Source organism: Xylophilus sp. PBN-3R, from assembly GCF_057747805.1.
Genome location: NZ_CM173225.1, coordinates 4,316,100 through 4,340,721 on the forward strand (window position 1 = coordinate 4,316,100; position 24,622 = coordinate 4,340,721).

Genomic DNA, 24,622 nt, shown 5'->3' on the forward strand with positions numbered 1-24,622 from the left:
CTTGCTGTCGAAAATCAGGTCGCGTAGCTCGGGTCCATGCGGTCCAGCTTGCGCAGCAGCGCCGGCCACTCCATCACGCCGTAGGGACGCCGGGTGCCGGGCTGGTAGTTGTTCCAGGTCTCTTCGAGCACCGGCGCCGGCACTGCGCGCAGCGGGGTGTTGCATGCCATGGCGGCGAGCTGCGAACGGCAGGCCAGCTCCAGCCGGTGCATCCAGTTGAAGGCCTCGCCGACGGTGCGGCCGACCGTCAGCACACCGTGGTTGCGCAGGATGAGCGCCTCGCCCTGACCCAGGTCGGCCACCAGGGATTCCTGCTCGGCGGTATCCAGCACCACGCCCTGGTAGTCGTGATAGCCGATCTTCAGGAAACGCATGGCCGTCTGGGTGAGCGGCAGCAGGCCGCAGTCCAGCGAAGACACCGCCATCGACGCCCAGCTGTGGGTGTGGATCACGCAGTCCACCTCGGGCCGTGCGTGGTGCACCGCGCTGTGGATGACGTAACCCGCCTTGTTGACGCCGTAGTTGAGCGCACCGAAGTCGGGTTTGGCCAGCACCGTGCCGTCGTGATCGACCTTGATCAGGCTGGACGCGGTGATCTCCTCGTACATCATTCCGTAGGCGTTGATCAGGAAGGCGCCGTCCTCGCCCGGCACCCGTGACGAGATGTGGTTGGCCATCATGTCGGCCATGCCGAAATGTTCGATCAAGCGGTAGCAGGCGGCTAGGTCGACACGCGCCTGCCATTCGGCCGGGCTGCATTTGTCCTTCATCGATTCGATCTGGATATCGGCCATGGCGGCTCCTTATTCGGCGGTGATTTTTCGGTCGCGCACCACCTTGCCCCACTTGTCGGATTCGGCATGCATGAAGGCGGTCAGTTCGGCGCGGCTGGTGGGTTGCGGGGTCAGGCCGTGCTTGTTCAGCGCCTCCTTCACGCCGGGATCGTCGAGCACCTTGACGATCTCGACATTCCAGCGGTCCAGCACCTGTGCCGGAGTCTTGCCGGGTGCCACGAAGGCGTACCAGTTCAAGGCCTCGAAGCCGGGGTAGCCCGCTTCGGCGACGGTCGGAATGCTGGGCATGTAGGCCGGGCGGGTGGGACCGGTGGTGGCCAGCGGAATCAGCTTGCCGGCCTCGATCTGCGGCAGCGCGGTCGGCGGCGCTGCGAAGTAGGAGGCGACGCGCCCACCCAGCAGGTCCTGCAGCGCGGGCGCCCCGCCCTTGTAGGGCACGTGGGTCATGTCGATGCCGGCGCGCTGGTTGAACAGCTCACCGGCCAGGTGGGATGCCGAGCCGGCACCGGTGGAGGCGAAATCGACGCTGCCGGGTTTTTTCTTCGACAGCTCCACGAACTGCGCCAGCGTGGTCACACCGACCGCCTTGTTGACCACCAGCACGTTGGGGAAATTGACTCCGCCCGACACCGCCGCCAGGTCCTTGAACGGGTCGTAGGGCAGCTTCATCAGGTGCGGCGCGATCGTCAGCGGGCCGACCGATCCGAACAGCAGCATCGAACCGTCCGCCGCGGCATTGGAGACGTACTGGTGGGCGATGTTGCCGCCCGCGCCGCCGCGGTTGTCGACCACCACGCTCTGGCCGATGTTCTCGGCGAGCTTCCTGGCGATCAGCCGGGCGGCCGCGTCGGCGGCACCGCCGGGCGCGAAACCGACCACCAGGGTGACGGGTTTCCTGGGCGGAAAGTCCTGGGCGTGGACACCGAAAGCCGCCAGGGTCAGCGCGGCGGCGAGCAATCGTCGGGTGAACATCTTTTTGTCTCCATCGTGGTTTTCATGAATCTCAGTCGCTGCCCAGCTGCAGTCGGTTGGGCAGCCGTTTTTCAATCGAAAACCTGAGCAGCGCGGCACTGCGGAAAATGCCGTGCGCGAACTTGCCGTAGGGCAGCGTAAGGAACAGCGCCATCACCACGCCCAGGTGCACCGCCAGCAACAGGCCCATGGCGGCGGTGTCGCGCCAGGCCATCAGCGCCAGGCCGGTGGCGCTGGTCAGCAGCAGCAGTGCGATGAAACCCCGGTCCATCGGTTTTTGCGCCGCGTCGCCGTGTTTCGGATCGCGCCGCAGGTTGAGCCACAGCAGGCCGGTCGGACCAATCAGCAGCCCGACGCCGCCCAGCGTGCCCAGTACCACCGGAACGCTGGTCAGCGGGTAAGGCGCGTGCAGGTCGAGCAGGTAGTGGTATAGCGTCGCCACGCAGGTAGCGGCGAAACACAGCATGAAACCGTAGAAGGTGAAGTGATGGAAACGCCTGCGCCAGAGAGTGAACCTGTCGTCGGCATCGTTGCAACCCTGGCCGTGCCCGCCGCCCAGGTATTTCAGTCGCAGGGCGTCGTGCGCGGCCTCGGCGGCGGCCGCGCCCGGCACACCGGCGGCGGGTGTCACCTCACGCCAGAAACGCCGCACGCCGAGGCCCAGTGCCAGCACCACGAACAGCGACACGAAACCGAACGCCGCCGCCAGAAAGTTGTGCGGAAAGATGGCGTAGAAGTTGCCCGCCAGCGGCTGATGCAGCAGCGGGCCGGCCATCGCCAGACCCAGTACCAGGAACAAGGCCAGGCCGCCGGCCAGGGCCAGCGCCACCGTCAGCCCGGCGCGCTGGTACAGCCGGCCCATGCCCGGCGGCCAGGCGTAGTCGTGATACGTCTGCAGCCTCACCTGGGCCATGGCCTGCGGCACGTTGACCGCGAATTCGTGCGGCGGTGCGTACTGGCAGGCGTGCAGGCAGGCGCCGCAGTTGTGGCAGAGATTGGCCAGGTAGTGGGTATCGGCCTTGCCGAACTCCAGTCGCCGGGTCATGGCGGGGAACACCGCGCAGAAACCTTCGCAGTAACGGCAGGCGTTGCAGATCTGCAGGATTCGGGCGACCTCCGCCTCGCTGGCGGAAAGCGGCAACGCCGCCGCATGGATCGGGATCACCCGTCTCGCTGCAGGCACGGCAGCGTTTTCCGACTGCACCTGGGCGACCAGTTCAGTGAGCTGCCGCATGGCGGGCTCCCTTCATTTCTTTGTCGAAATCGGGATGCTCGAAACCGCAGTAGCGCGCCGCGCCCACTCCTGCGATGCGGCCGAAGGCGGTGCCGATGCTCATGCCGACGCCGGCGGTATAGCCCTTGCCCAGCACGTTGCCGGCCATCATCTCGCCGGCCACGAACAGGTTGTCGCTCGGTCGGTCGTCGAACCGCACGGCTGTGCTGTCGTCCACCTTCAGGCCCAGGTAGGTGAAGGTGATGCCGGGGCGGAGCGGATAGCCGTAGAAGGGAGCCGTGTCCAGCGGCCGGGCCCAGTGGGTCTTGGCGGGGCTCAGTCCTTCGGTGTGGCAGTCGTCCAGGGTGGTGTGGTCGAAAGTGCCGATACGGCAGGCAGCGTTGTAGTCGTCGACGGTTTTCATGAAGGCGGGAACGTCCAGGCACAGCTGTCGCGCCAGGTCTTCGAGGGTGTCGGCTTTAGTGCCGTCGAACACCGGCGGCATGAAACGGCCGATGGCTTTCCGGTCGATCACCGAATACGCGATCTGTCCAGGCTGCTGGGCCACCAGGCGACCCCAGATGGCGTAGCGTTTGGGCCAGAAATCCTCCCCCTCGTCGTAGAAACGTTGCGCGTCCCGGTTGACCACCAGGCCCAGCGACACACAGTCGATGCGGGTGCAGATGCCGCCGTCGTAAAGCGGAGCACGGGCGTCGATGGCCACGCAATGCGCCTGGGTCGGGTCGCCGATGCTGTCGACGCCGGCATCCAGCATGAACTTCAGCAGCACGCCCTGGTTGAAACGTGTGCCGCGCACCAGGAAGTTCTCGGCCGGCCATTCGCCACGTTCGTTCTGCCCCCAGGCGTCGCGCTGCCAGGCCAGGTTGGATTCGAAACCGCCGCACGCCATGACACAGCTGCGGGCCTCGATGCGTTCGCCGGTGTCGGTGACCGCCGCCACGAAACGGCCGCCGTCCAGTTCGAGTTTTTCGACCGTGGTGTCGTAGCGCACCTGCACGCCCAGGTCCTGCGCGCTGCGGTAATAGGCATTGATCAGGGCCTTGCCGCCGCCCATGAAAAACGCGTTGGTGCGAGCCACGTGCAGGGCACCCGAAAGCGGTGGCTGGAAGTGCACGCCGTGGCGCCGCATCCACGGCCGGCAGCCGGAAGAATGGCGGATCACGAGGCGGGCCAGATGTTCGTTCGTCAGGCCGCCGGTGACCTTCAGCAGATCCTGCCAGTACTCCTCCTCGGAATAGGCCTCGATCAGCACGTCCTGCGGTTCGTCGTGCATGCAGCGCAGGTTGCGCACATGCATCGAGTTGCCGCCGCGCCATTCGCGCGGGGCCGATTCGACCAGCAGCACCGAGGCGCCGGCCTCGCGCGCCATGAGGGCGGCGCACAGCGCGGCGTTGCCGCCGCCGATCACCAATACGTCGGGTGGTGGGTTGCCTTCTGGCATGTTCTCTCGTCTCGTGGGGTCACCGGGAAAGCCGCGACTGTAGGCAGGCGCGGCGCCACGAGAAAGGCCGGTTTCTGCATGAGGCCATCACGTTTCGTGATGACCCGCCGCAGGAGGCGGCGGCTCAGTCCGGCCGCACCAGCACCGCACCCGGCCATTGCCGGGAGTCGACCAGGCCGCGCGCCACTTCCGCCATGACCACCCGGACCGCCAGAGCGGCGGGTGACAGTTCGTCGTCCGACAGGCTGCAGATGGCGTTGCGACGGCTGGCCTGGCGGTCGGCCAGCGGCGCAAGGTGGAACCGCTCGGCGGCATCGGGGTAACGACCCACCGCAGCACCGGGCTGCACCGTGCTGCCGAAGCCCGCGTCCACCGCTTCCATCAGCATGGCGAGCGAGTCAATTTCGGCCACCAGCCGCAGGCTGACCCTGGCGCGCAGGGCGGCGGCCTCGATGGCGGCGCGCAGGCCGTGGCCGCCGGTGGGCAATATCAGCGGCTGCTCGACCAGCGCCCGCATCGACACCGGCCGGGTGCTGGCCGAGGCGTCGGCCGGCATGTGGCGGCGCGCGCGCACCAGCAGCAGCTTTTCATCCAGCAGCGGCATCACGCTCCAGCGCCGCGCCGCCTGGGTGGAGAACAGAACCGCCAGGTCGAGCTGGCGGGCGTTGAGCATGCCGGTCAGGTGGCCGGACAGGCTTTCGACCATGTGCAGCCGCACATCCGGATAACGCTCCCGCATGGCCCGCATGAGCGGCACGCCCAGGACGGCCGCGGTGGTGGGCGCCAGGCCGACACTGACGGTGCCGGTCAGCCGCGCCGAGCGGGCCGCGCGTTGCGCCTGTTCGGCATGGCGCAGGGTGAGCTGGGCTTCGCGGAAGAAGGCGGCGCCGGCGTCGGTGGGCAGCACGCCACGGGCGCTGCGCTGCAGCAGCCGGGTGGCGAGTTCACCTTCGAGCCGGCTGATCTGCTGGCTGAGCGCGGACTGCACCACACCCAGGTCGAGCGCTGCCCGGCCCATGCTGCCGAGCTCGACGGTGCGGACGAAATAACGGAGCTGGCGCAGTTCCATCGGTGGGCACGAGTGGGATGGTTCAAGACCCGGTGCGGGCAGGGCCACGGCGGGGCCGGGATAATCGCACACCTATGTGTGCACAACGGGTCATCGTGGGGCTGAGCGGCGGAGTCGATTCCGCTGTCACGGCCCATCTTCTCAAGCAGCAGGGCCACGAGGTGGTCGGCATCTTCATGAAGAACTGGGAGGACGACGACGACAGCGAATACTGCTCGTCGAACATCGACTTCGTGGATGCAGCCGCCGTCGCCGACGTGCTGGGCATCGAGATCGAACACGTCAATTTCGCGGCCGAATACAAGGACCGTGTGTTTGCCGAGTTCCTGCGCGAATACCAGGCCGGCCGCACGCCCAACCCCGACGTGCTGTGCAATGCCGAGATCAAGTTCAAGGCTTTCCTGGACCATGCCATGCGGCTGGGCGCCGAGAAGATCGCCACCGGCCACTACGCCCGCGTACGTGAACGCGCGGGCCGTTTCGAGCTGCTGAAGGGTCTCGACCCGTCCAAGGACCAGAGCTATTTCCTGCACCGGCTGAGCCAGGCGCAACTGAGCAAGACACTGTTTCCGGTGGGCGAACTGCACAAGACCGAGGTGCGCCGCATCGCGGAAGAAATCGGCCTGCCCAATGCGCGCAAGAAAGACTCGACCGGCATCTGCTTCATCGGCGAACGGCCTTTCCGCGAATTCCTCAACCGCTATATCTCGCACGCGCCGGGGCCCATCCAGGACGACCGCGGCCGTACGCTGGGCCAGCACCAGGGCCTGTCGTTCTATACGCTGGGCCAGCGCCAGGGCCTGGGCATCGGCGGCATCAAGGAGAGAGGTGCGCAGCGCGGCCAGGGTGAACACGAACCCTGGTTCGTGGCGCGCAAGGACCTGGACCGCAACGTGTTGCGGGTGGTGCAGGGGCACGACCATCCCTGGCTGCTGTCGCAGGCGCTGGAGGCCGGCGACAGCAGCTGGGTGGCCGGCGTACCGCCAGTGCCCGGGCGGTACGCCGCCAAGACGCGCTATCGCCAGGCCGACACCGGCTGCGAACTTTCGGCGCGCGGCGACGACGGTTTCGGGCTGGCCTTCACCGAAGCGCAATGGGCCGTCACGCCCGGTCAGTCGGCAGTGCTGTACGACGGCGAGGTATGCCTCGGCGGCGGTGTGATCGACGGCTTTTCCTGACGTTCGGCTGAGGCGCACCGGCTTCGGCAACCGGGCGGCGGTGCGGCGGGCGGCACAACAACATCGCGGTTTTTTCGGGGACCTTGTTCATGCAGATGCCTCCCATCACCTTCCTGCCGTCGCGCCGCACGGCAGCGCGTTTCATCGATCCGATCCCACTGCCTGTGCAGCACGTCGAAACCGAACAGCCGCTCAAGGTAGCGGTCTATTGCTGGCGGCAGGCACCCGGCTGCTTCGGCGTGCCGGCCGCCGAACCTGTCGAATCCCTGCGCGACCAGGCACGCAGGACGCTGGCCGACAGGCTGCGCGACGATTTCACCGCCTGCCTGAACGTGGTGGCGGCGCGGCAGGGAGCGTCACCGGCCGAACGCTCGGCGGCGTTCATGCGCTCCATGGCCACAGCCTATCTGCTGGGCCTGCCGGTTTCCAGGACTGTGGCCCGCAACCTGAGCCAGGTCGAAGAATGGACACCGCAGCAGGTGTTCGGGCGTTCGGCCGGCGATCTCGCGGCGCTGCTGAAGCGGCTCCGGGCCGAGGCGCTGACCGAGCTCGGTGTGAAACATATCCCGCCCGGGGAGGTATACGACGAGATGGTGCTGGCCGCCGGCGACTTCTGGGAATATGTCGACGAATGCATCGACAACCTCGGCGAGATGCTGCGGGCCGACGGCTACTGCCGGCCGCGGCTGTCGCCCGCCACGCCGGCACCGGTCCACCGCATCGTGTTCGCCGGCAACCAGGACAGTTGACGCGCCCGACCCGCTGCAGGCGCGTCAGGTTTCGGCCTTGGCGCGCCAGGCCAGCAGCCATTCCTCGAGCTTCTTGGCAGGTAGCGGACGCGACAGCAGGTAACCCTGGGCCATGTCGCAGCTCCACTCGCGCAGCTTTGCCAAGATCTCTTCGTTCTCGACGCCTTCGGCCACCACCTTCAGGCCCATGTTGTGGCCCAGGTCGATGGTCGAACGCACGATCACTTCGTCGTCGCGGTCCTGTGTCATGCCCATCACGAATGACTTGTCGATCTTGATTTCGTCGACCGGCATGCGTTTCAGGTAGGCGAGAGACGAATAGCCGGTGCCGAAGTCGTCGATCGACAGGCGCAGGCCCATGGCGTGCAGTTTTTCGAGGGTCGACAAGGCATGCGCCGGATCGTCCATCACCGCGCTTTCGGTGATCTCGATCCAGATCATCGAAGGGTCGACCGCGAATTCCGCCAGCAGGTCCCTGAAGTAATCCGGCAGCTCGGTGCCCAGCAGGTCACGCGCCGAAACGTTGATCGACACCTGCAGTTCGATGCCCTGCGCCAGCCATGCGGCGCTCTGGGCCACCACCGTGCGCGCCACCCAGCGGGTGATGGCCTTGATATAGCCGGTCTGCTCGGCAAACGGGATGAAACGGTCGGGCGCCACGAAACCGCGGGTGGCGTGGTCCCAGCGCACCAGGGCTTCGGCGTGGCGCACCTGGCCGGTGGCGAGGTCCATCTTCGGCTGGTAGTACACCGTGAGGTTGTCGTGTTCGACCGCATCGCGCAGCTCGCCCATCAGCGACAGGCGCTCGGGCGTCTGGATGTCGTGGCGCACGTCGTACAGCAGGCAGCCGGCACCCGAGCGTTTGGCCGCGTACATGGCGATATCGGCGCGCCGCATCAACGTGTTGGCGTCGTCGCCGTGCAGCGGGCAGCAGACGATGCCGATGCTGGCACCGACGTCGACCACCTGGCCTTCGAGCAGCATCGGCCGCTCGAGCACCACCAGCAGGTTGTGGGCGACCTGCACGGCGCCCTCCTCGTTGCCGTCGATCAGCAGCACCGCGAATTCGTCACCGCCCAGCCGCGCCACGGTGGCGGTCTGCTGGCCCAGCGCGGCATGCAGGCGCTGGCCGACCTCGACCAGCAACTGGTCGCCGATGGTGTGGCCGAGGGTGTCGTTGACATACTTGAAGCGGTCCAGGTCCATCACCATGACGGCCAGCATGGCGCCCGACTTGGCGGCCACGCCGATGGCCTGGTCGAGCCGGTCGCGGAACAGCGCCCGGTTGGGCAGGCCCGTCAGGCCGTCCTGATAGGCCAGGCCGCTGATGCGGCGCTCGCGTTCGTCGAGCGCCTCGCGCATGTCGTTGAAGGTGTGGGCGAGTGCGCCCAGTTCATCCTCGCGCGCCAGGGCGATCGGCGGCGGGTTGCTGCCCTCCCCGATGCTGCGCGCGAACCGGGTGAGCATCGCCACCGGTCGGGTCACGCCCCGCGCGATCAGCAGGCTGACCAGGATGGATACCAGCAGGCCGACGATCGACAGCACCAGCAGCGCCGACTGGATGCGCAGGAAAGGCGCGGCGGCTTCGGCGATGGAGCGCTGCAGCACGGCCTGCACCGCGCTGTCGCCGCTGTGCAGCATCACCGCGCGAGCGCCATATTCCTCGTCCTGGAGCTTCATGCGGACCGCCTGGCCATAGACCATGTTGCCCATGTTGGCGGACGCGATCAGGTTGGAAGCGGTGGCCGACGGCAGGGAACTGGCCAGCACCGTCCAGCCGCCCGAAACCGCCTGGCCGAGAAAGGACACGTCCAGCGCCATGGTGGATGTCAGCAGGCCGATGAAACGCGAGTCGATCTCGAAACCCATGGCCACCCAGCCGATGGTGACCGGCGCCTTCACCGGCACCACCACCAGTTCGTACAGGCGGCCGTCGAGCTGGATGATGTTGGAAGCGGTGCCGTTGCGGCGGGCCTGGGCGATCAGGTCAGGATAGGGGAACAGCGCACCGTCATCCTCGCTGATGCGGGTGTCGGCCACAGTGCGCGAATCGAGGTCGAGCAGCATGACCAGGTCGGCCTTGATGCGTTCGCCGGTGTTGCGCAGGGCCGAGACGATGGTGCCCTGGTTGCGGGTGGCCACAGCCTCTCGGAAGCCGAAATCGGCCGCTACCACCGCCGCCGCCTGCGACAGCTGGTCGCGGTGCGACTGCACGATCTGGTTGAAGACCTTTTCGGCCTGCTGCAGTTCGGTGTCCGTGTTCTCCCGCGCCGCGTGGGTGATGGTCTCGCGTGCGGCGAAGTAGCCGAGCATCTGCACCACCAGCAGCAGGGCGGTGAAGGTCAGCGCGATGCGGGTTCGCAGGCTCCGGATGCGCAGCTTCGGCAAAACGGCCTCAGTTCGTTTCGGTAGTCAGCGTGAATTTCAGCGGCGGCGCGTTGGCACCGCCCGCAGGAACTTCGCTGGTCTGTGTGGTGGTCGCGTTGGGATCGCGCTGTTGCGGATGCCACGCGACGATCCGGTAGCTTCCAGCCGGCAGGTTGTCGATGCTGGCGCGGCCGGCCTTGTCGGTCTTGGCGAAATAGGGCGTGTCCACCACCAGGACATAGGCCACCATCGAGTCGTGGATATTGCAGCCCAGGGTCACCATGCCGGGTTTGTCGAACACCACCGGGCGGGCAGGGACGCCCGAATACAGCTTGATTTCGAACCGCTTCGGCGGCGAGAACGAATACACCGCGTGTTCGACGTCGTCCTTGTTGGGAAAACTCACCGCGGTGCCGGTCTGGATGACCGAAACCAGGGGCACGAACTCGCGGTCGATCTGGTCGATGATGGCGCGTTTGTTGGGTTCCAGCGCCGGTGCCTTGCCGTTGACCGGAATCGCATAGACCACGGCGTTCATGAGCGGCGTGCCACGCGGGCTGACAGCCTGCACCTGCACGCTGGCCGCATGTGCGACGAATGAAGCCAGGCCCAGCGCGAGCGCGGCGACGCTGCGGAAGGCCGGATGAGAAAAGGCGCTTGGTTTCATGGGGCGACGGTCGGCGGGCTGACGGTGTTCGATGGGTCGGCGACAGGGCTGTCGTCTGGCGACGGCAGGCCCATCGAAGGCGACGACGGTGCATCGCGCGGGGACTCGATGTCCCGATGCAGCGGAGCCAGCGCCGCCAGCAACTTGTTCTGCGCCCGGAAGGGCACCTTGTTCTTGTCCATGGCGTTCTGCAGGTCTTCGACCACCGCATTGAAGGCGGCGCGGTCGATATGCAGCGGACCATGGATATTCTTCATCGAACTGCCCTTGTATTCGCAAGGGCCGCCGACCGACGAGCAGAAATGCGACGCCAGCTGCACCCGCAGCCGCTTGACCGAGGCCTTGGCGAAATAGGGGGCGGTGCGTGGGTCGGCGAAGACGTTGGTGATGAAGTCGTCGGCGATGCGCTGCATGCCTTCTTCGCCACCGAACTCCTGGTAGAGCGCTTCGTCGGCCAGGGCGGTGACGGGTGCCAGTGCGAAGCCGGCCGCCAGGGAAACCACGGCGGCGGCGGCGAGACGGGTAAGTTTGGATTTCATGGCCTGGGGCTTCCCGGACATCAGAAGCCGGCCTGGCCGGAAAGGTACCAGCCGTGCTGGTTGCGGAAGGTTGCGATGTCACCCAGATCGACATAGGCGCCGGTCAGCGACAGGTTCTTGGTGGGCGCCCACGCGATGAAGATGTCCTTGGCCGCCTGTTCGCGGGCGAAGGCCAGGTTGCTGGGCTTGTGGCGATATTCGGCACCGACGGCCACGCTCCGGCTCAGCAGGTAGGCAGCCGACAGTTCGGCCTGGGGTTTGTACGAATTCGAATTGGGGCCGCCGAAACCGAGCAGGCCGAACTGGTTGGCCCTGGTCATGCGCAGCGTGCCGTTGAGCAGCAGGCCCTGGCCCAGGAAAAGCTTGGTCGCGGACACGTAGAAGTCGGTGCCCGAATCCTTCATGGCACCCACCGCACGGACGATGTCGCCCTGTTCGTTCTGCTTGTACTGCACACCGACCGAAATCTGCGGCATCCAGGTGTCGGAATCCAGCACCGCGTCGCCCATCACCCGCACCTTGGCGCCGACGATGTTCTGCTTGAACTTGAAGTCCTGGCCCAGGCCCAGCGTGGCGCCGGCACCCTTGGTGTCGAAGATCTGCCGCGCGAGTGTCAGCTCGAGCCGGTCGTTCACGCCGACCGCGACGCCGTAGGTGTCCAGGCCGAAAGCCTGGGTCTCGACGCGGGTGGCGTGCACGTTGGCGCTCCACTGGCCGCCGGTGTTGTAGCCGCCGATCACGGCCCAGGGCACCAGACCGCCGCCGGCCGCACCCTCGACCTGCGAGACACCGCCGGTCAACAGCAGCTTGCCGCTACCCATGCGGTTGGTCTCTGGCGGTACGAACTGTGCATGCGCTACATGGGCCATCACGGCCGCTGCGAATGCCACAGCACGACGCCGACCCTTCGGCCTGTAACGAATGTGCGATAGGTAATTTTTCACGCCTGAGGCTCCACCGGGTGTCCGTCCGTCAACTGTAAGCAAATGCCTATGTTTCACATTAAAGGCAAAAGATACGCCAAGCAAGACCTTTCTAACGCACAAAAAGACCCGAACGTTGCGGGAATATACGTACGAAGGGACACGTGTCCGTTGGAGCTCCCTCTGGCGGACAGGTCAGGCGATCAAAACGGGATGTCGTCGTCCATGTCGTCAAAACCCGACGATGGGCGGCTGGGAGCCGGTGCGGGCGGGCGCGGGGCCGATGCGGCGGGCGGACGCGGTGCTGCCATCGGCGGCGCGGCCCGGCGGGCCGGTGCGGCTGGCGGCGGTGCGGAGTCGTAACCTCCGTCGTCGTAACCGTCGCTGGAACCACCGCCGCCGCCGCCGCCCTGCGGTGCACCGCCGCCGCCCTGGCGGCTACCCAGCATCTGCATCTGGTCGGCGCGGATTTCGGTGGTGTATTTCTCGACGCCGTCCTGGCCGGTCCATTTGCGGGTGCGCAAGGAACCTTCGACGTAGATCTGCGAGCCTTTGCGCAAATACTGGCCGGCGATTTCGGCCAGCTTGCCGTTGAACACGATGCGGTGCCATTCGGTGGCTTCGCGCATTTCGCCGCTGGTCTTGTCGCGCCAGCGGTCGGTGGTGGCCACGGTCACGTTCGCCACCTGGTCGCCGCTCGGGAAGGAGCGCATTTCGGGATCGCGGCCGAGGTTGCCGACGACGATGACTTTGTTGACGGATGCCATTGTTTACGTGCCTGTAGTGGGTGGTTTCAGGGGGTGAGACGGGGCGGCGATTGAACTGGCAGCGCCGGCCCGCGAGAGGGCAGCATTGTGCCGTATCCGCCCCTCCGCCCGACCGGGTTCCGAATCCCGGATGCCACAATGCGGCCCACATGTCGTCGCCTGATCCTCACTCGGCAGAGCCCCATTTCCTGCAGAACCTGCGCCGCGAACTGCGCGACGGCCGCCAGTGGCTCGACCGCGTCGTCGTGCTGGCCTACGCGGCGGCGGCCGGCCTGGCGGTGGTGGGTTTCACGCTGCTGGCAGAACAGGCATTCGGCCTGTTCGAACGCATCCATGAATTCAGCCGCTGGACGGTGCTGGTGTGGACACCGCTGTGCACCGCCGCGATCGTCTGGCTGACACGCCGTCTGGCGCCGGGCGCCGCGGGTTCCGGCATTCCGCAGGTGATCGCCGCGCTCGACCCGGCCATGCCGCCCGCGGGACGCAGCCGCCTCGTCTCGCTGCGGGTGTCGGCGGCCAAGATCGTGTTGTCGTCCGCCGGGCTGCTGGCGGGGCTTTCGGTGGGGCGCGAAGGCCCTTCGGTGCAGGTCGCCGCCGGAGTGATGCAGCATGCGCGCCGCTGGCTGGGGCCCGACCGCCTGCCGGTGCATGCGCTGCTGGTCGCTGGCGGAGCGGCCGGCATCGCGGCGGCCTTCAATGCGCCGCTGGCAGGCATCGTGTTCGCCATCGAAGAACTGTCGCGCAAGCTGGAGTCGCGCAGCAGCGGCCTGATCATCGCGGCCATCGTGCTGGCGGGCCTGATGGCGGTTTCCACCTTCGGCAACCTGAGCTATTTCGGCGTGATTCACGTGCCGCACCTGACATGGCGGGCGATTGCGCCGGGCCTGCTGGCGATCCTGGTGGCCGGCATCCTGGGCGGGCTTTTCGCCAGGTTGCTCGCGGCGTCGCTGACCGGCGGCATCGGACGGCTGGGTGCCCTGCGGGCCGCCTTTCCGGTGCGATTCGCGGCCGGCTGCGGGCTGGCGGTGGCGGTGCTGGGCCTGCTGTCGGGCGGCGCCAGCTTCGGCGCGGGTTCGGATGCGGTCAAACACATGCTGGCCGGCGAGTCGGAGGTGCCCACCTTCTATGTGCTGCTGAAATTCGCCGCCACCTGGCTGACCGCCTGGAGCGGCGTTCCGGGCGGCATCTTCGCGCCCTCGCTGTCGATCGGCGCGGGCATCGGCCACGACGTGGCGCAACTGGCCGGCAATGCCGAACTGGCACCGGCACTCATCGCGATGGGCATGGCGGCGTTTCTGGCCGCCGTCACGCAGGCACCGCTCACGTCCTTCATCATCGTGATGGAAATGGTGGACGGCCACGCCATGGTGCTCAGCCTGATGGTGGCGGCCATGCTGGCCAGCCTGCTGTCTCGCCTGATGGTCCGGCCGCTGTACGAAACCCTGGCCGAACACATGGTGGCGGCGGCCCGCCAGGCGCCAAGCTCCTAGCCGGCGCTGATCCGCTGCAGCAGCCCGCCGGTGAGCCGCCCGACCCGGCCGTCGAGTTCGAGTTGCAGCAACCGCACCTGCAGCGTGGCGGCGTCGATGCCGGTGCGGGCCACCAGCGCATCGACATTCACCGGCGCGTGACCCATGGCCTGCAGCAGGTCGTCCTCGCCGTCTTCAGGAGCGTCCTCTGCTGCCGGCAACGACGGTCCAGCCGGCAGGCGCAACTCTTCCAGCACATCCTGCACGGTCTCGACCAGCTTGGCGCCCTGGCGGATGAGCGCATGGCAACCGCGCGACTGCCCGGAGTGGATGGACCCGGGAATCGCGAACACTTCCTTGCCCTGCTCGGATGCCAGCCGTGCGGTGATCAGCGAACCAGAGGGCTGTGCCGCCTCCACCACCAGGGTGCCCAGCGAAAAGCCGGCGATCAGGCGGTTGCGACGGGGAAAATTGTTCGGCAGCGGCGGTGTGCCCAGGCTGTATTCACTCGCCAGGCAGCCGCCTGCGGCGATGCGGTGCGCCAGCGCACGGTGCCGGGCCGGATACACACGGTCGAGCCCGGTGCCGACAAAAGCGACCGTGCTGCAGGGATTGGACGCCACGGCCCCGTCCAGCGCGCCTTCGTGGGCCGCGCCGTCGATACCCTCCGCCAGGCCCGACACCACGGTCAGGCCGCTTTCAGCAAATCGCCGACCGAAAGCCAGCGCATCCAGGCGGCCCTGCGGCGTCGGTTTGCGGCTGCCGACCATGGCGATGCAGCCCACCTCCGGCCCGGGCAACGGCGCGCCCAGCAGATAGAGCATCAGCGGCGGATCGACCATGGCCAGCAAGCTGGACGGATAGTCGGCGTCGCCCAGCGTGACGATGCGCCGGCCGCCGCCGCCGGGCTCGGCTTCGTTCAACCAGCGCCAGGTGGTATCGAGCAGGTCGGGAAAGCCGGCAGGCACGGTACGCAGCGCCTGGGCGAGGCTGCTGCCGACCACCTGGGAAAGCGCCGCCTCGCCGGCCTCGAAAACCGGCTGCGGCGTAGCGAACGCAGCCAGCAGGCGGCGCGCATGTTCGTTGCCCACGCCTGGGGTTTCGCCCAGGCGCAGCCAGGCGGCGAGATCTTGGTGGAGCATCGCTTGCGGCGCGCTTACTCGGGCGACACCAGGCGGTCGCCGATCTTCACGCCGGTGCGAATCTGCAGGATCAGGCCGTAGGACACCCGGTCGAAAGTGCGGAACACCATCAGCAGGCCGTTGCGTTCGTCGGGCAGCTTGATGCCGACCTTTTCGCCGTCGGTCCTGTCCAGCACCCGTTCGCCTTCGGACAGGATGGCCAGCACGTAGCCGGGCATCACGCCGTCACGGCTGCCCTTGTTGATGGTGACGACCTGGTTCTGCGCGGCGTCGTATACCGCGCTGCCGTAGATCGACATCACGCGGGCGCCGGCCAGCGGCTGTTCGGGTGCGCGTGGCACATACAGGTTGGTGGCGGTGGGTGGCTCCGGCAGCAGGCGATCACCGATGCGGATTTCTTCCTTGGTGACCGTGATGTCGAAGGTGGCCGGCACCAATTCCTGCAACTGCTTGCCGTCGCGGATGTTGTTTTCTACCGATTCGCCGCGAACCAGGTCCGCCCGACCGAGGTACTGCGCCTCGTAACCCAGCACTTCACCGGTCGACGGATCGCGCAACGGCACCGCGTCGCGGAACACGCGATAGCCGCGTCTGGCGCCGGGCACCACGGTCACCGGCTGCCCGGCCGGACCGCGGACATAGGCCCGGTCGCCCTTGGCCAGCATCACCCGGTCTTCCTGCGTGGCGACGAAACGCGCCGAATTGGCCAGCGTGGGAGCATCGATCACCAGCGGTTCGGCCAGGAAGGGCTCGATCGCCGAAGGCCGCAGGGCCGGCAGCGGGTTGCGCCCGAGTTCGTCGTAACGGGTACGTGGCTGCACCCGGACCAGATCGCCGTTGCCGCCGGTTGAGACAGGGTTGCCGGCGCGCAGCCGGGCCATGCCGCCGCTGCGCTCCAGGTACAGCTGCTGGCCAGGAAAGATCAGGTGCGGATTGCGGATCTGGTCGAGGTTCATGCCCCACAGCTCCGGCCAGCGCCAGGGCCGCATCAGATACAGGCCGGAAATGGCCCACAGCGTGTCGCCAGACTTGACGGTGTAGATGTCGGGGGCGTTGGGCGCCAGCTCGCTTTCGGGTACGCCCGTCTGCGCGGCGGCCTGCGCGACGGCACGCTGGGTGCCGGTGACCGGATAGTTCTGCGCGGCCGCCGGCTGGGCGACTGCCATCAGGCAGGCAGCGGTGGCTGCAGCCGCGGCGGCGCACCGGGGCAGGCGCGAAAAACTGACTGGCATCGAAAAACGCTCCCTCGGGACGCATGCTTCCAGCCCGGCGCACTGGCCGGCCGGACCACGCGGTTCGGTTACAAAATCTCCGGCCGATTCTCTACGCTTTGGCCTTCGCCCGACAACGTTTATTGGTGCGCACTGCCAGGCCAGATGGCGAATTTGGCGAAAATAGCGACATCGCGCTCCGCACAACACCCCTCGAACTTCCTTTTTCGCGCCATGGCATTGCTACCCATCCTCAGCTTCCCGGACGCCCGGCTGCACACCGTTGCCCAACCGGTGAAGGCCGTGGACGACCGCATCAGGACCCTCGTGGCCGACATGCTGGAAACCATGTACGACGCCAACGGCATCGGGCTGGCCGCGACGCAGGTCAATGTGCACGAACGCCTGGTGGTGATCGACGTTTCCGAAGACCGCGACAAGCCGCTGATCCTGGTCAACCCCGAAATCACCTGGTACGGTCCCGAGCGTGAAGTGGGTGAAGAAGGCTGCCTGTCGGTGCCGGGCATCTATGACGGTGTCGAACGTTCGACCTCCATTCGTTTCAAGGCCCAGGACCTCGAAGGGCAGGCCATCGAACTGGAAGCCGAAGGCATGCTGGCCATCTGCGTCCAGCACGAGCTGGACCACCTGCTGGGCAAGGTGTTCGTCGAATACCTTTCGCCACTCAAGCGGAACCGCATCCGCACCAAGCTGCTCAAGCAGCAAAAGGAAGACCGGGACTGACCGGACAGGAACGCGCATGAAAAACCACCCAGAGACAAAGACTTCCCTCCATCTGCGCCGCCTGCTGGCGGTCGGCGGGCTCGCCGCCGCCGCGTTGCTGGCCGCCTGCGCCAGCCCGACCAGCCTGCCTGCCGGCAGTACGCCGCAATCGACCATCGCCAGGCTGGGCCAGCCGACCGCCCAGTACCCGCGGCCCGACGGCGGCCAGCGGCTGCAATATTCCCAGGCGCCCGCCGGCCAGCATGTCTGGAACGCCGATTTCGACGCCGGCGGCCGGTTGCTGGGTGTTGACGACGGCCTGCGCTACGGCAACTTCGAGCGCCTGGTGATGGGCCAGTCGACCCGCAACGACGTGCTGTTCATGCTCGGCCAGCCGGGGCGCATCGAATACGTCTACAGCTTCAAGGGTCCCATCTGGACCTACCGCTTCAACGACATGAACAACCCTCGCCTGGTCAGCATCCACATCGACCCGGCCGGCGTGGTGCAGCGCATCGTCTACACCGACGAATTCAATGCGCGCGATCGAACCGACCGATAAGGCCTGGCCCGCGTGAAACTTGTTTTTGCGGGTACGCCCGCTTTCGCCGCGTCGGCGCTCGAATACCTGCACCGGGACGGTTTCGAGATCGTGCTGGTGCTCACCCAGCCCGACCGGCCTGCCGGTCGCGGCATGCAGCTTCAGGCCTCCGCCGTCAAGCAATACGCGCTCGCCCACGGGCTGCCGGTGGCCCAGCCACGGGGTTTGCGTCTCGATGGCCGATATGCCGATGACGCAGCCGCCGCGCAGGCGCAACTGGCGGCGCTCGGCGCCGACGCCATGGTGGTCGCCGCCTACGGCCTGATCCTCCCCCAGTGGGTGCTCGACCAGCCTCGCCTGGGCTGTTTCAACATCCACGCCAGCCTGCTGCCACGGTGGCGCGGCGCGGCGCCCATCCACCGCGCCATCGAGGCCGGCGACACCCGGACCGGCAACACCATCATGCAAATGGATGCCGGCCTGGACACCGGCGACATGCTGTGCATCGAGCCCGTCGCCATCGCCGACGACGACACCACCGCCAGCCTGCACGACAAGCTCGCCGAACGTGGCGGCCCGCTCATGGCCGAAGTGCTGCGCCAGGCCGAATCGGGCAAGCTGCAGCCGCAGAGACAGCCCGCCGACGGCGTCACCTACGCCTCCAAGATCGACAAGGCCGAGTCCGCCATCGACTGGTCGCAACACGCCGCGCAGATCGCCCGCCGGGTGCGCGCATTCGACCCCTTCCCCGGCGCTTCCTGCAGCCTCGACGGCGCCACGTTCAAGATCTGGGCCGCCACTGCGGAAGCCGTGCCGGAAGGCGCTGGCGATGTCGCCGGCACCGTGCTGGCAGCGGGCACCGACGGCGTGGTGGTCCGCTGCGGACAGGGCGTCCTGCGCGCCACCGTGCTGCAACGTGCCGGCGGCAAACGCCTGGCCGCCGACGGTTTCCTGCGCGGCTGCCCGATCACCGTCGGCGCCGTGCTGGCATGACCAAGGCCGCTCCGGTGCCGGCAGGGCCGATGCGCTGGAGCGAAATGGTGCGCGACCCGGAATTCCGGCGGGGCATGGTCGACATCAGCGGCACATCGATCGGTGTCGCCGCCTGGGCGCTGGTCACCGGCATCGCCATGGCCAAGTCCGGCCTGGGCACGCTGCTGGCCCTGCTGATGAGCATCAGCGTCTACGCGGGCAGTGCGCAACTGGCGGTGCTTCCGCTGCTGGCCAGCGGCTCGCCGACCTGGGTGATCTGGCTGACGGCCACCTGCGTCAATTTGCGTTTTGTCATCTTCAGCAGCATGTGGCGCAACTACTTCGGCCACCTGCCGCGCAGGCGGCGTTGCGCCTTGGGTTACTTCAGCGGCGACGTGGTGTTCGTGATCTTCCTCAAGCGTTTTCCAGTGCAGCAGCCCGGCCCGGGCCAGGAAGCGTATTTCTGGGGCGCCGCCACTTTCAACTGGCTGGCATGGCAGCTGCCCTGCCTGGCGGGGCTGTTCTTCTCGGACATGGTGCCGGTGCATTGGGGCCTGGGTTTTGCGGGTGTGCTGGCCTTGCTGGCGGTCGCCGGCTCGATGCTGACCGACCGGCTGACAGCGCTGTCGGCCGGCGTGGCGGCCTGCGGTGCGGTCGCGGCTTTCGCCCTGCCGCTCAAGCTGAACATATTGGTGGGCATCGCCGCCGCCGTGGCGGTGGGTCTGGTCAGCGAGGCGCTTTTTGCGCCCCACAGCCGCATCGTGCAGCGCATCGGCAAGGGCAAATCATGATGCTGCCGGACGATTGGTCGGAATTTGCCGAAGGTGTCATCGCCATCGCCGGACTGGCCGTCATCACCCTGATCACCCGCAGTTTCTTCATGCTGCCGGAGCGCGAATGGCGTCAACCGGAATGGCTCAAGCGTGGTCTGCGTTATGCGCCGCTGGCCGCGCTGGCGGCTGTCGTCGCACCCGAACTGCTGATGCGCAACGGCCATTTCGTCACCACCCTGGCGGATGCGCGGCTGCCGGCGGCAGTCGTCGCGTTGGCATTCTTCGGTTGGAAACGCAGCATCCTGGGCACCATCGTGGTTGGCATGGCGGTCTACCTGCCGCTGCACATCGGCCTGGGCTGGTAAGCCTTCAGGACTCCGCCTGGGCCAGTTGGTCGCAGTACTGCGCCAGCGCCTCGATTTCCGACGACTTGTCGAACACCGCGTCGGCGCCCAGCGCGGTGCAGCGAGCGCGGATATCGGCGGTGGCGTAGTTGGTCACCACCACCACCCGCTGCATGGCCTTGCGTTGCTGCAGTGCGCGCAGCACACCCAGGCCGTTGCCGTCTTCGAGGAACAGATCGACGATGGCCAGCTGCCATTCGTCAGGGCCGGTGAGCCAGCGCAGCGCTTCACGCTCGCCGGCTGCCCAGCCGACCATCTGTACAGGCGTCAGTTCGGCCAGGGTGGCTGTCAGGTTTTCGCGGATCAGCGGGTTGTCTTCGACAAGGAAGGCGGCAAGCATGGAACGGGACGTGGGGGCGTGATTCGGTGTCAAACAACAGGGTGTGAGTAGGCCCGCAGACCCGCCGTCCCGTTGTAGGACGAAAGCGGCTTTGCGGCCTCTCGTTCAGCTTTGATTCAGGTGCGGGGATCCCCCCGGACTGTTTCTACAATCCGGCGGTCCATTCGCAAACACAGTTACCTGTTCGAGAACACCACCGCATGAACATCCTTCGCTTTTCCGACCTGTGCTCCCGCGGCGATGCCGCCGGCAAACGTGTCTTCATTCGCGCCGACCTGAACGTGCCGCAGGACGACACCGGCCGCATCACCGAAGACACCCGCATCCGCGCGTCGGTGCCCTGCATCGAGATGGCCCTGAAGGCCGGCGCCGCCGTGATGGTCACCTCGCACCTGGGTCGCCCGACCGAGGGCGAATTCAAGCCCGCCGACAGCCTCGCACCCGTGGCCGCCCGCCTGTCCGAATTGCTGGGCCGCGAAGTGCCGCTGGTCGCCGACTGGGTCGATGGCGTGGAAGTCGCCCCGGGCAGCGTGGTGCTGCTGGAAAACTGCCGCCTGAACAAGGGCGAAAAGAAGAACGACCCGGCACTGGCGAAAAAGCTGGCCGCCCTGTGCGACATCTTCGTGCACGACGCCTTCGGCACCGCCCACCGCGCCGAAGCCTCCACCTACGGCATCGCGCAGTTCGCGCCGGTGGCCTGCGCCGGCCCGCTGCTGTCGGCCGAGATCGACGCCATCGGCAAGGCACTGGCCGCACCGAAGCGCCCGCTGGCAGCCATCGTCGCCGGCTCCAAGGTGTCCACCAAACTGACCATCCTGATGGCGCTGGCCGGCAAGGTCGACCAGTTGATCGTCGGCGGCGGAATCGCCAATACGTTCATGCTCGCAGCCGGCCTGCCCATCGGCAAGTCGCTGGCCGAACCCGACCTGCTCGACCAGGCGCGTGCCGTCATCGAGACCATGCGCGCCCGCGGCGCCGCGGTGCCGATCCCGACCGACGTGGTGGTCGCCAAGGAGTTCAAGGCCACCGCCACCGCCACCGTCAAGCGCGCCGAAGACGTCGCCGAAGACGACCTGATCCTGGACATCGGACCGGAAACCGCCAAGGCCCTGGCTGCGCAGCTGGAAGCCGCCGGCACCATCGTCTGGAACGGCCCGGTCGGCGTGTTCGAGTTCGACGCCTTCGCCCACGGCACCGAGACCATCGCCCGCGCCATCGCGTCCAGCAAGGCCTTCAGCATCGCCGGCGGCGGCGACACCCTGGCCGCCATCGCCAAGTACGGCATCGAGAAAGACGTCGGCTACATCAGCACCGGCGGCGGTGCGTTCCTTGAAATCCTCGAGGGCAAAACCCTGCCGGCATTCGAGATCCTCGAAAAACGCGCAGCCGGCTGAGCCGCGTCGACCGCTCGCCCCGAACCCCGCGGCGCCGCAAGGCCCCACGGGGTTTTTTAATGGGGTTGCCGTCATGGGCCTGCCGTCGGGGCGGTAGCAGAATGCTCAGCTTCGATCCGATGGAGACTATCTTGCCCTTTGCCATTCCTGCCGCCGCCCAGATGACCGCTTCGAACCGCCCGCGCCGCGCGACCAAGATCGTCGCCACCCTCGGCCCGGCGTCCAACACCCCGGAAATGCTCGAAGCCATGATCCGTGCCGGCGTCAACGTGGTGCGGCTCAACTTCAGCCACGGCCGCGCGCAGGACCACATCGAACGGGCCCGCATGGTGCGCGAAGCCGGCACCCGCGCCGGCCGCGAAGTCGCCATCATGGCCGACCTGCAGGGCCCCAAGATCCGCGTCGGCAAGTTCGCCGAAGGCCGGGTGATGCTGGAGCAGGGCGCCACCTTCGTGCTCGACGCATCACGCACCGAACCGGGCGACCTGGCCGGCGTGGGACTCGACTACAAGGAGCTCCCGCGTGACGTGAAGGCCGGCGACATCCTGCTGCTGAACGACGGCCTCATCGTGCTGAAGGTCGACACGGTGCGCGGCGAAGAAGTGCACACCACCGTGCGCATCGGCGGTGAACTGTCGAACAACAAGGGCATCAACAAACAAGGCGGCGGCCTGACCGCGCCGGCACTGACCGGCAAGGACATGGAGGACATCAAGACCGCCATGAGTTTCCAGGCCGACTACATCGCGGTGAGTTTTCCGAAGACGGCCACCGACATGGAAATGGCCCGCCAGCTGTGCAACGTGGCCGGCGCCGAATACAAACACAAGCCCGGCCTCATCGCCAAGATCGAGCGGGCCGAGGCCCTGCCCCACCTGGACGAGATCCTGCGGGTCTCCGACGGCATCATGGTCGCGCGCGGCGACCTGGCGGTCGAAGTCGGCCACGCCGCCGTGCCCGCCCTGCAGAAACGCATGATCAAGCTGGCCCGCGAGTCCGACAAGATCGTCATCACCGCCACCCAGATGATGGAAAGCATGATCACCAACCCGGTGCCCACCCGCGCCGAAGTGAGCGACGTCGCCAACGCCGTGCTGGACGGCACCGACGCGGTGATGCTCTCCGGCGAAACCGCCGCCGGCCGCTACCCGCTGGAAACCGTGCAGGAAATGGCCGCCATCTGTTCGGCGGTCGAGGCCTCCGAAGAATTCGAACTGGATTCCGACTTCACCGGCCAGACCTTCAAACGCATCGACCAGTCCATCGCCATGGGCGCGCTCTTCACCGCCCACCACCTGGGCGCCAAGGCCATCGTCGCATTGACCGACAGCGGATCCACCGCCCTGTGGATGAGCCGCCACCGCACCGCCGTGCCCATCTACGCCCTCACCCCCAAGGTTGCCACCCAGCGCCGCATGGCTCTCTACCGCAACGTGCGCCCTCTGTTGATGGACAGCAGCGCCGAACGCGACATGGCACTGGGCCAGGCCGAGCAATACCTGAAGGACCGCGGGATCATGCAGAGCGGCGACGTCTATGCCATCACCTGCGGCGAACCCATGGGTGCCCCGGGCGGCACCAACATGCTGAAGATCTGCCGAGCGGTCTGAACCGCTTGAGAAACCGCCGCCACGGCATTGCTGAAGGGGAGGCGGCCCGAACAGTTCGGCAGTGCCGCTCATGACATCTGCGCTGCGCTTCGGTTTCGAAACCAGGCGGTCCGTGTAATTTCATCGAGACGTAGTGACGACCAACTTCTAATTACCGTTCCGCTTGGCCCCCGTCAGGCTCTATCTTCGAGAGGCTTGTCATGTTCAAGAAATCGATAATGGCTGCAACAGTGATGGCAGCCGCGGCGGGCGCTCAGGCGCAATCCTCCCCGCAGGCTAATTTCAAGGTCATCGGGACCATTGTTTCTTCCCCTTGCTCGTTGACACTGAATGGCGGCGATACCGCCGATTACGGTGTAATGAGTAACTCTGCTATCCACGGCTTGCCGACCAACCAAAGTCCCGCGCGTTACGTCTCCGGATTTTTGGCACAGAATAAGCCGGTCTCTTTTTCTGCCGTATGCCCGTTTGCCACCAGGATGGTGGTTTCTTTTTCCGATAACCGTTCCGCCACTACCGACCCGTTTTTCGGAAATGCACCACGCTTCGGTCTAGGCACCTACAACCCGCCGGAAGCCGGTTCCACGCCCGCCCCTATTGGCAGCTATTACATTTATCCGACTTTTCTTGTGAGAGCTTCCGCATCGACTCCTCTGATAGCGCCTGCATCTTCATTCACCACCACCGGAGCCGCTACGGCTCAAAGCGCGTGGACCAAGGGCACACTCCTTTATCTGGCACCGGGCTCTGTCGGTTTCAGTACGCAAAGCGCATCGGTTAGTCCGGCAGAAGTGGCTGAAATCAATGGTACCCTGGCGATCAACCTGGAAATTCTCAAGGACACGGTCGATAAAGCCACGACCGACATCAATCTGGATGGTTCAGGCACCATCACGCTGATCATTCTTTAAGCGAAGACCAGTCACCACACCCACCGTCCGGTGCGGTTGTGGTGGCGCTCAGTCACCGAAAACCAAGGCCGGAATTCTTTCAGGGCTGGAAATCTGCGTAAATCTCCAATCGAAGCCTGGTGACATTGGGTCCGGGCCGTTGGCGTCGCACAAAACCCGTCCCGGTATACAAAACGGTTTTCTGTCGCAGAACGGCCTGTGATCAATCCGTATGAACCAAATCCTCGCAAAGTCTCGGCGAGGATTGCTTATTAGTCCGAATTAACCAATCCAGTTAATTGACGACGCTGAGACCACCGTGATAGCGCAGCTCGTGCGAAACGAACGCGAATGTTTTTGCATATTCCGCGCCTGCTGAACAGATTTGCAGATTGTTAGCGCGTGACGATGAAGTTCGTGGCTTCAATAAACGCTTTCGGTGTTCTTCATCCG

24 protein-coding genes are annotated in these 24,622 nt (G+C 66.4%); 11 read left to right on the top strand and 13 right to left on the bottom strand.

Annotated elements, in window-relative coordinates; all coding sequences use genetic code 11:
- Positions 1–14: 14 nt before the first annotated feature.
- From AC3ANW_RS20580 to AC3ANW_RS20600, 5 genes are all read right to left on the bottom strand, one after another.
- Complete coding sequence (locus AC3ANW_RS20580; protein WP_488342683.1) at positions 15–794, bottom strand: class II aldolase/adducin family protein; 780 nt, start codon at positions 792–794, stop codon at positions 15–17.
- A gap of 9 nt (positions 795–803) precedes the next feature.
- Positions 804–1,766, bottom strand: coding sequence for a Bug family tripartite tricarboxylate transporter substrate binding protein (locus tag AC3ANW_RS20585; RefSeq protein WP_488342684.1), 963 nt, complete (start codon positions 1,764–1,766; stop codon positions 804–806).
- Positions 1,767–1,797: 31 nt separating this feature from the next.
- The gene (gene tcuB, locus AC3ANW_RS20590) at positions 1,798–3,000 is read right to left on the bottom strand and encodes a tricarballylate utilization 4Fe-4S protein TcuB (protein WP_488342685.1); all 1,203 of its coding nucleotides are present in this window, start codon (positions 2,998–3,000) and stop codon (positions 1,798–1,800) included.
- A complete protein-coding gene (gene tcuA / locus AC3ANW_RS20595; protein ID WP_488342686.1) occupies positions 2,984–4,441 on the bottom strand; it encodes an FAD-dependent tricarballylate dehydrogenase TcuA in 1,458 nt (485 codons plus the stop codon). The genes tcuB and tcuA overlap by 17 nt, the downstream gene beginning before the upstream one ends.
- 124 nt (positions 4,442–4,565) lie before the next feature.
- The gene (locus tag AC3ANW_RS20600) at positions 4,566–5,510 is read right to left on the bottom strand and encodes a LysR substrate-binding domain-containing protein (RefSeq protein WP_488342687.1); all 945 of its coding nucleotides are present in this window, start codon (positions 5,508–5,510) and stop codon (positions 4,566–4,568) included.
- A gap of 74 nt (positions 5,511–5,584) precedes the next feature.
- Here AC3ANW_RS20600 and mnmA point away from each other — a divergent pair, with 74 nt between their 5' ends.
- Entirely contained in the window at positions 5,585–6,688 is a 1,104-nt protein-coding gene (gene mnmA, locus AC3ANW_RS20605; protein ID WP_488342688.1) for a tRNA 2-thiouridine(34) synthase MnmA, read from the top strand.
- 89 nt (positions 6,689–6,777) lie between these two features.
- Positions 6,778–7,437 (top strand): hypothetical protein, encoded by a 660-nt coding sequence (locus AC3ANW_RS20610; RefSeq protein WP_488342689.1) that lies wholly within the window; start codon positions 6,778–6,780, stop codon positions 7,435–7,437.
- Positions 7,438–7,461: 24 nt separating this feature from the next.
- Here the strand turns inward: AC3ANW_RS20610 and AC3ANW_RS20615 are convergent, their stop codons facing one another.
- The 5 genes from AC3ANW_RS20615 to ssb all read right to left on the bottom strand — a co-directional run bounded on the left by AC3ANW_RS20615 (position 7,462) and on the right by ssb (position 12,700).
- The gene (locus AC3ANW_RS20615) at positions 7,462–9,825 is read right to left on the bottom strand and encodes a putative bifunctional diguanylate cyclase/phosphodiesterase (RefSeq protein WP_488342690.1); all 2,364 of its coding nucleotides are present in this window, start codon (positions 9,823–9,825) and stop codon (positions 7,462–7,464) included.
- Between the two features lie 7 nt (positions 9,826–9,832).
- Positions 9,833–10,471, bottom strand: a complete 639-nt coding sequence (locus AC3ANW_RS20620; protein WP_488342691.1) for a methylamine utilization protein — start codon at positions 10,469–10,471, stop codon at positions 9,833–9,835.
- Complete coding sequence (locus AC3ANW_RS20625) at positions 10,468–11,010, bottom strand: group I truncated hemoglobin (protein ID WP_488342692.1); 543 nt, start codon at positions 11,008–11,010, stop codon at positions 10,468–10,470. Before AC3ANW_RS20625 ends, AC3ANW_RS20620 begins: the two co-directional genes overlap by 4 nt.
- Before the next feature lie 20 nt (positions 11,011–11,030).
- Positions 11,031–11,900, bottom strand: coding sequence for a DUF3034 family protein (locus tag AC3ANW_RS20630; protein WP_488342693.1), 870 nt, complete (start codon positions 11,898–11,900; stop codon positions 11,031–11,033).
- 236 nt (positions 11,901–12,136) lie between these two features.
- Positions 12,137–12,700, bottom strand: a complete 564-nt coding sequence (gene ssb / locus AC3ANW_RS20635) for a single-stranded DNA-binding protein (RefSeq protein WP_488342694.1) — start codon at positions 12,698–12,700, stop codon at positions 12,137–12,139.
- A 149-nt stretch (positions 12,701–12,849) separates the two neighbouring features.
- Here ssb and AC3ANW_RS20640 point away from each other — a divergent pair, with 149 nt between their 5' ends.
- Positions 12,850–14,190: a chloride channel protein gene (locus AC3ANW_RS20640; protein WP_488342695.1), complete on the top strand. Its 1,341-nt coding sequence runs from the start codon at positions 12,850–12,852 to the stop codon at positions 14,188–14,190.
- Here AC3ANW_RS20640 and dprA read toward each other — a convergent pair.
- Positions 14,187–15,311, bottom strand: a complete 1,125-nt coding sequence (gene dprA, locus AC3ANW_RS20645; RefSeq protein WP_488342696.1) for a DNA-processing protein DprA — start codon at positions 15,309–15,311, stop codon at positions 14,187–14,189. The two genes, AC3ANW_RS20640 and dprA, sit on opposite strands and share 4 nt — an antisense overlap.
- 14 nt (positions 15,312–15,325) lie before the next feature.
- Positions 15,326–16,543, bottom strand: a complete 1,218-nt coding sequence (locus tag AC3ANW_RS20650; RefSeq protein ID WP_488342697.1) for a LysM peptidoglycan-binding domain-containing protein — start codon at positions 16,541–16,543, stop codon at positions 15,326–15,328.
- Between the two features lie 213 nt (positions 16,544–16,756).
- Here AC3ANW_RS20650 and def point away from each other — a divergent pair, with 213 nt between their 5' ends.
- From def to AC3ANW_RS20675, 5 genes are read left to right on the top strand one after another with little or no spacing between them, the layout of a single operon-like run.
- Positions 16,757–17,266, top strand: a complete 510-nt coding sequence (def, locus tag AC3ANW_RS20655; protein ID WP_488342698.1) for a peptide deformylase — start codon at positions 16,757–16,759, stop codon at positions 17,264–17,266.
- Between the two features lie 16 nt (positions 17,267–17,282).
- Positions 17,283–17,807 carry a hypothetical protein gene (locus AC3ANW_RS20660; RefSeq protein WP_488342699.1) on the top strand — a complete coding sequence of 175 codons (525 nt, stop codon included), beginning with the start codon at positions 17,283–17,285 and terminating at the stop codon, positions 17,805–17,807.
- 12 nt (positions 17,808–17,819) lie between these two features.
- Positions 17,820–18,779 carry a methionyl-tRNA formyltransferase gene (gene fmt, locus AC3ANW_RS20665; protein WP_488342700.1) on the top strand — a complete coding sequence of 320 codons (960 nt, stop codon included), beginning with the start codon at positions 17,820–17,822 and terminating at the stop codon, positions 18,777–18,779.
- The gene (locus AC3ANW_RS20670; protein WP_488342701.1) at positions 18,776–19,549 is read left to right on the top strand and encodes an AzlC family ABC transporter permease; all 774 of its coding nucleotides are present in this window, start codon (positions 18,776–18,778) and stop codon (positions 19,547–19,549) included. The genes fmt and AC3ANW_RS20670 overlap by 4 nt, the downstream gene beginning before the upstream one ends.
- A complete protein-coding gene (locus tag AC3ANW_RS20675) occupies positions 19,546–19,896 on the top strand; it encodes an AzlD domain-containing protein (protein ID WP_488342702.1) in 351 nt (116 codons plus the stop codon). Before AC3ANW_RS20670 ends, AC3ANW_RS20675 begins: the two co-directional genes overlap by 4 nt.
- Before the next feature lie 4 nt (positions 19,897–19,900).
- Here the strand turns inward: AC3ANW_RS20675 and AC3ANW_RS20680 are convergent, their stop codons facing one another.
- The gene (locus AC3ANW_RS20680; protein ID WP_488342703.1) at positions 19,901–20,275 is read right to left on the bottom strand and encodes a response regulator; all 375 of its coding nucleotides are present in this window, start codon (positions 20,273–20,275) and stop codon (positions 19,901–19,903) included.
- A 200-nt stretch (positions 20,276–20,475) separates the two neighbouring features.
- Between AC3ANW_RS20680 and AC3ANW_RS20685 the strand changes: the two genes are divergently transcribed.
- From AC3ANW_RS20685 to AC3ANW_RS20695, 3 genes are all read left to right on the top strand, one after another.
- Positions 20,476–21,669 (top strand): phosphoglycerate kinase, encoded by a 1,194-nt coding sequence (locus AC3ANW_RS20685; protein ID WP_488342704.1) that lies wholly within the window; start codon positions 20,476–20,478, stop codon positions 21,667–21,669.
- A gap of 161 nt (positions 21,670–21,830) precedes the next feature.
- Positions 21,831–23,279, top strand: coding sequence for a pyruvate kinase (pyk, locus tag AC3ANW_RS20690; RefSeq protein WP_488342705.1), 1,449 nt, complete (start codon positions 21,831–21,833; stop codon positions 23,277–23,279).
- Between the two features lie 200 nt (positions 23,280–23,479).
- Positions 23,480–24,190 (top strand): DUF1120 domain-containing protein, encoded by a 711-nt coding sequence (locus tag AC3ANW_RS20695; RefSeq protein WP_488342706.1) that lies wholly within the window; start codon positions 23,480–23,482, stop codon positions 24,188–24,190.
- Positions 24,191–24,622 lie beyond the last annotated feature (432 nt).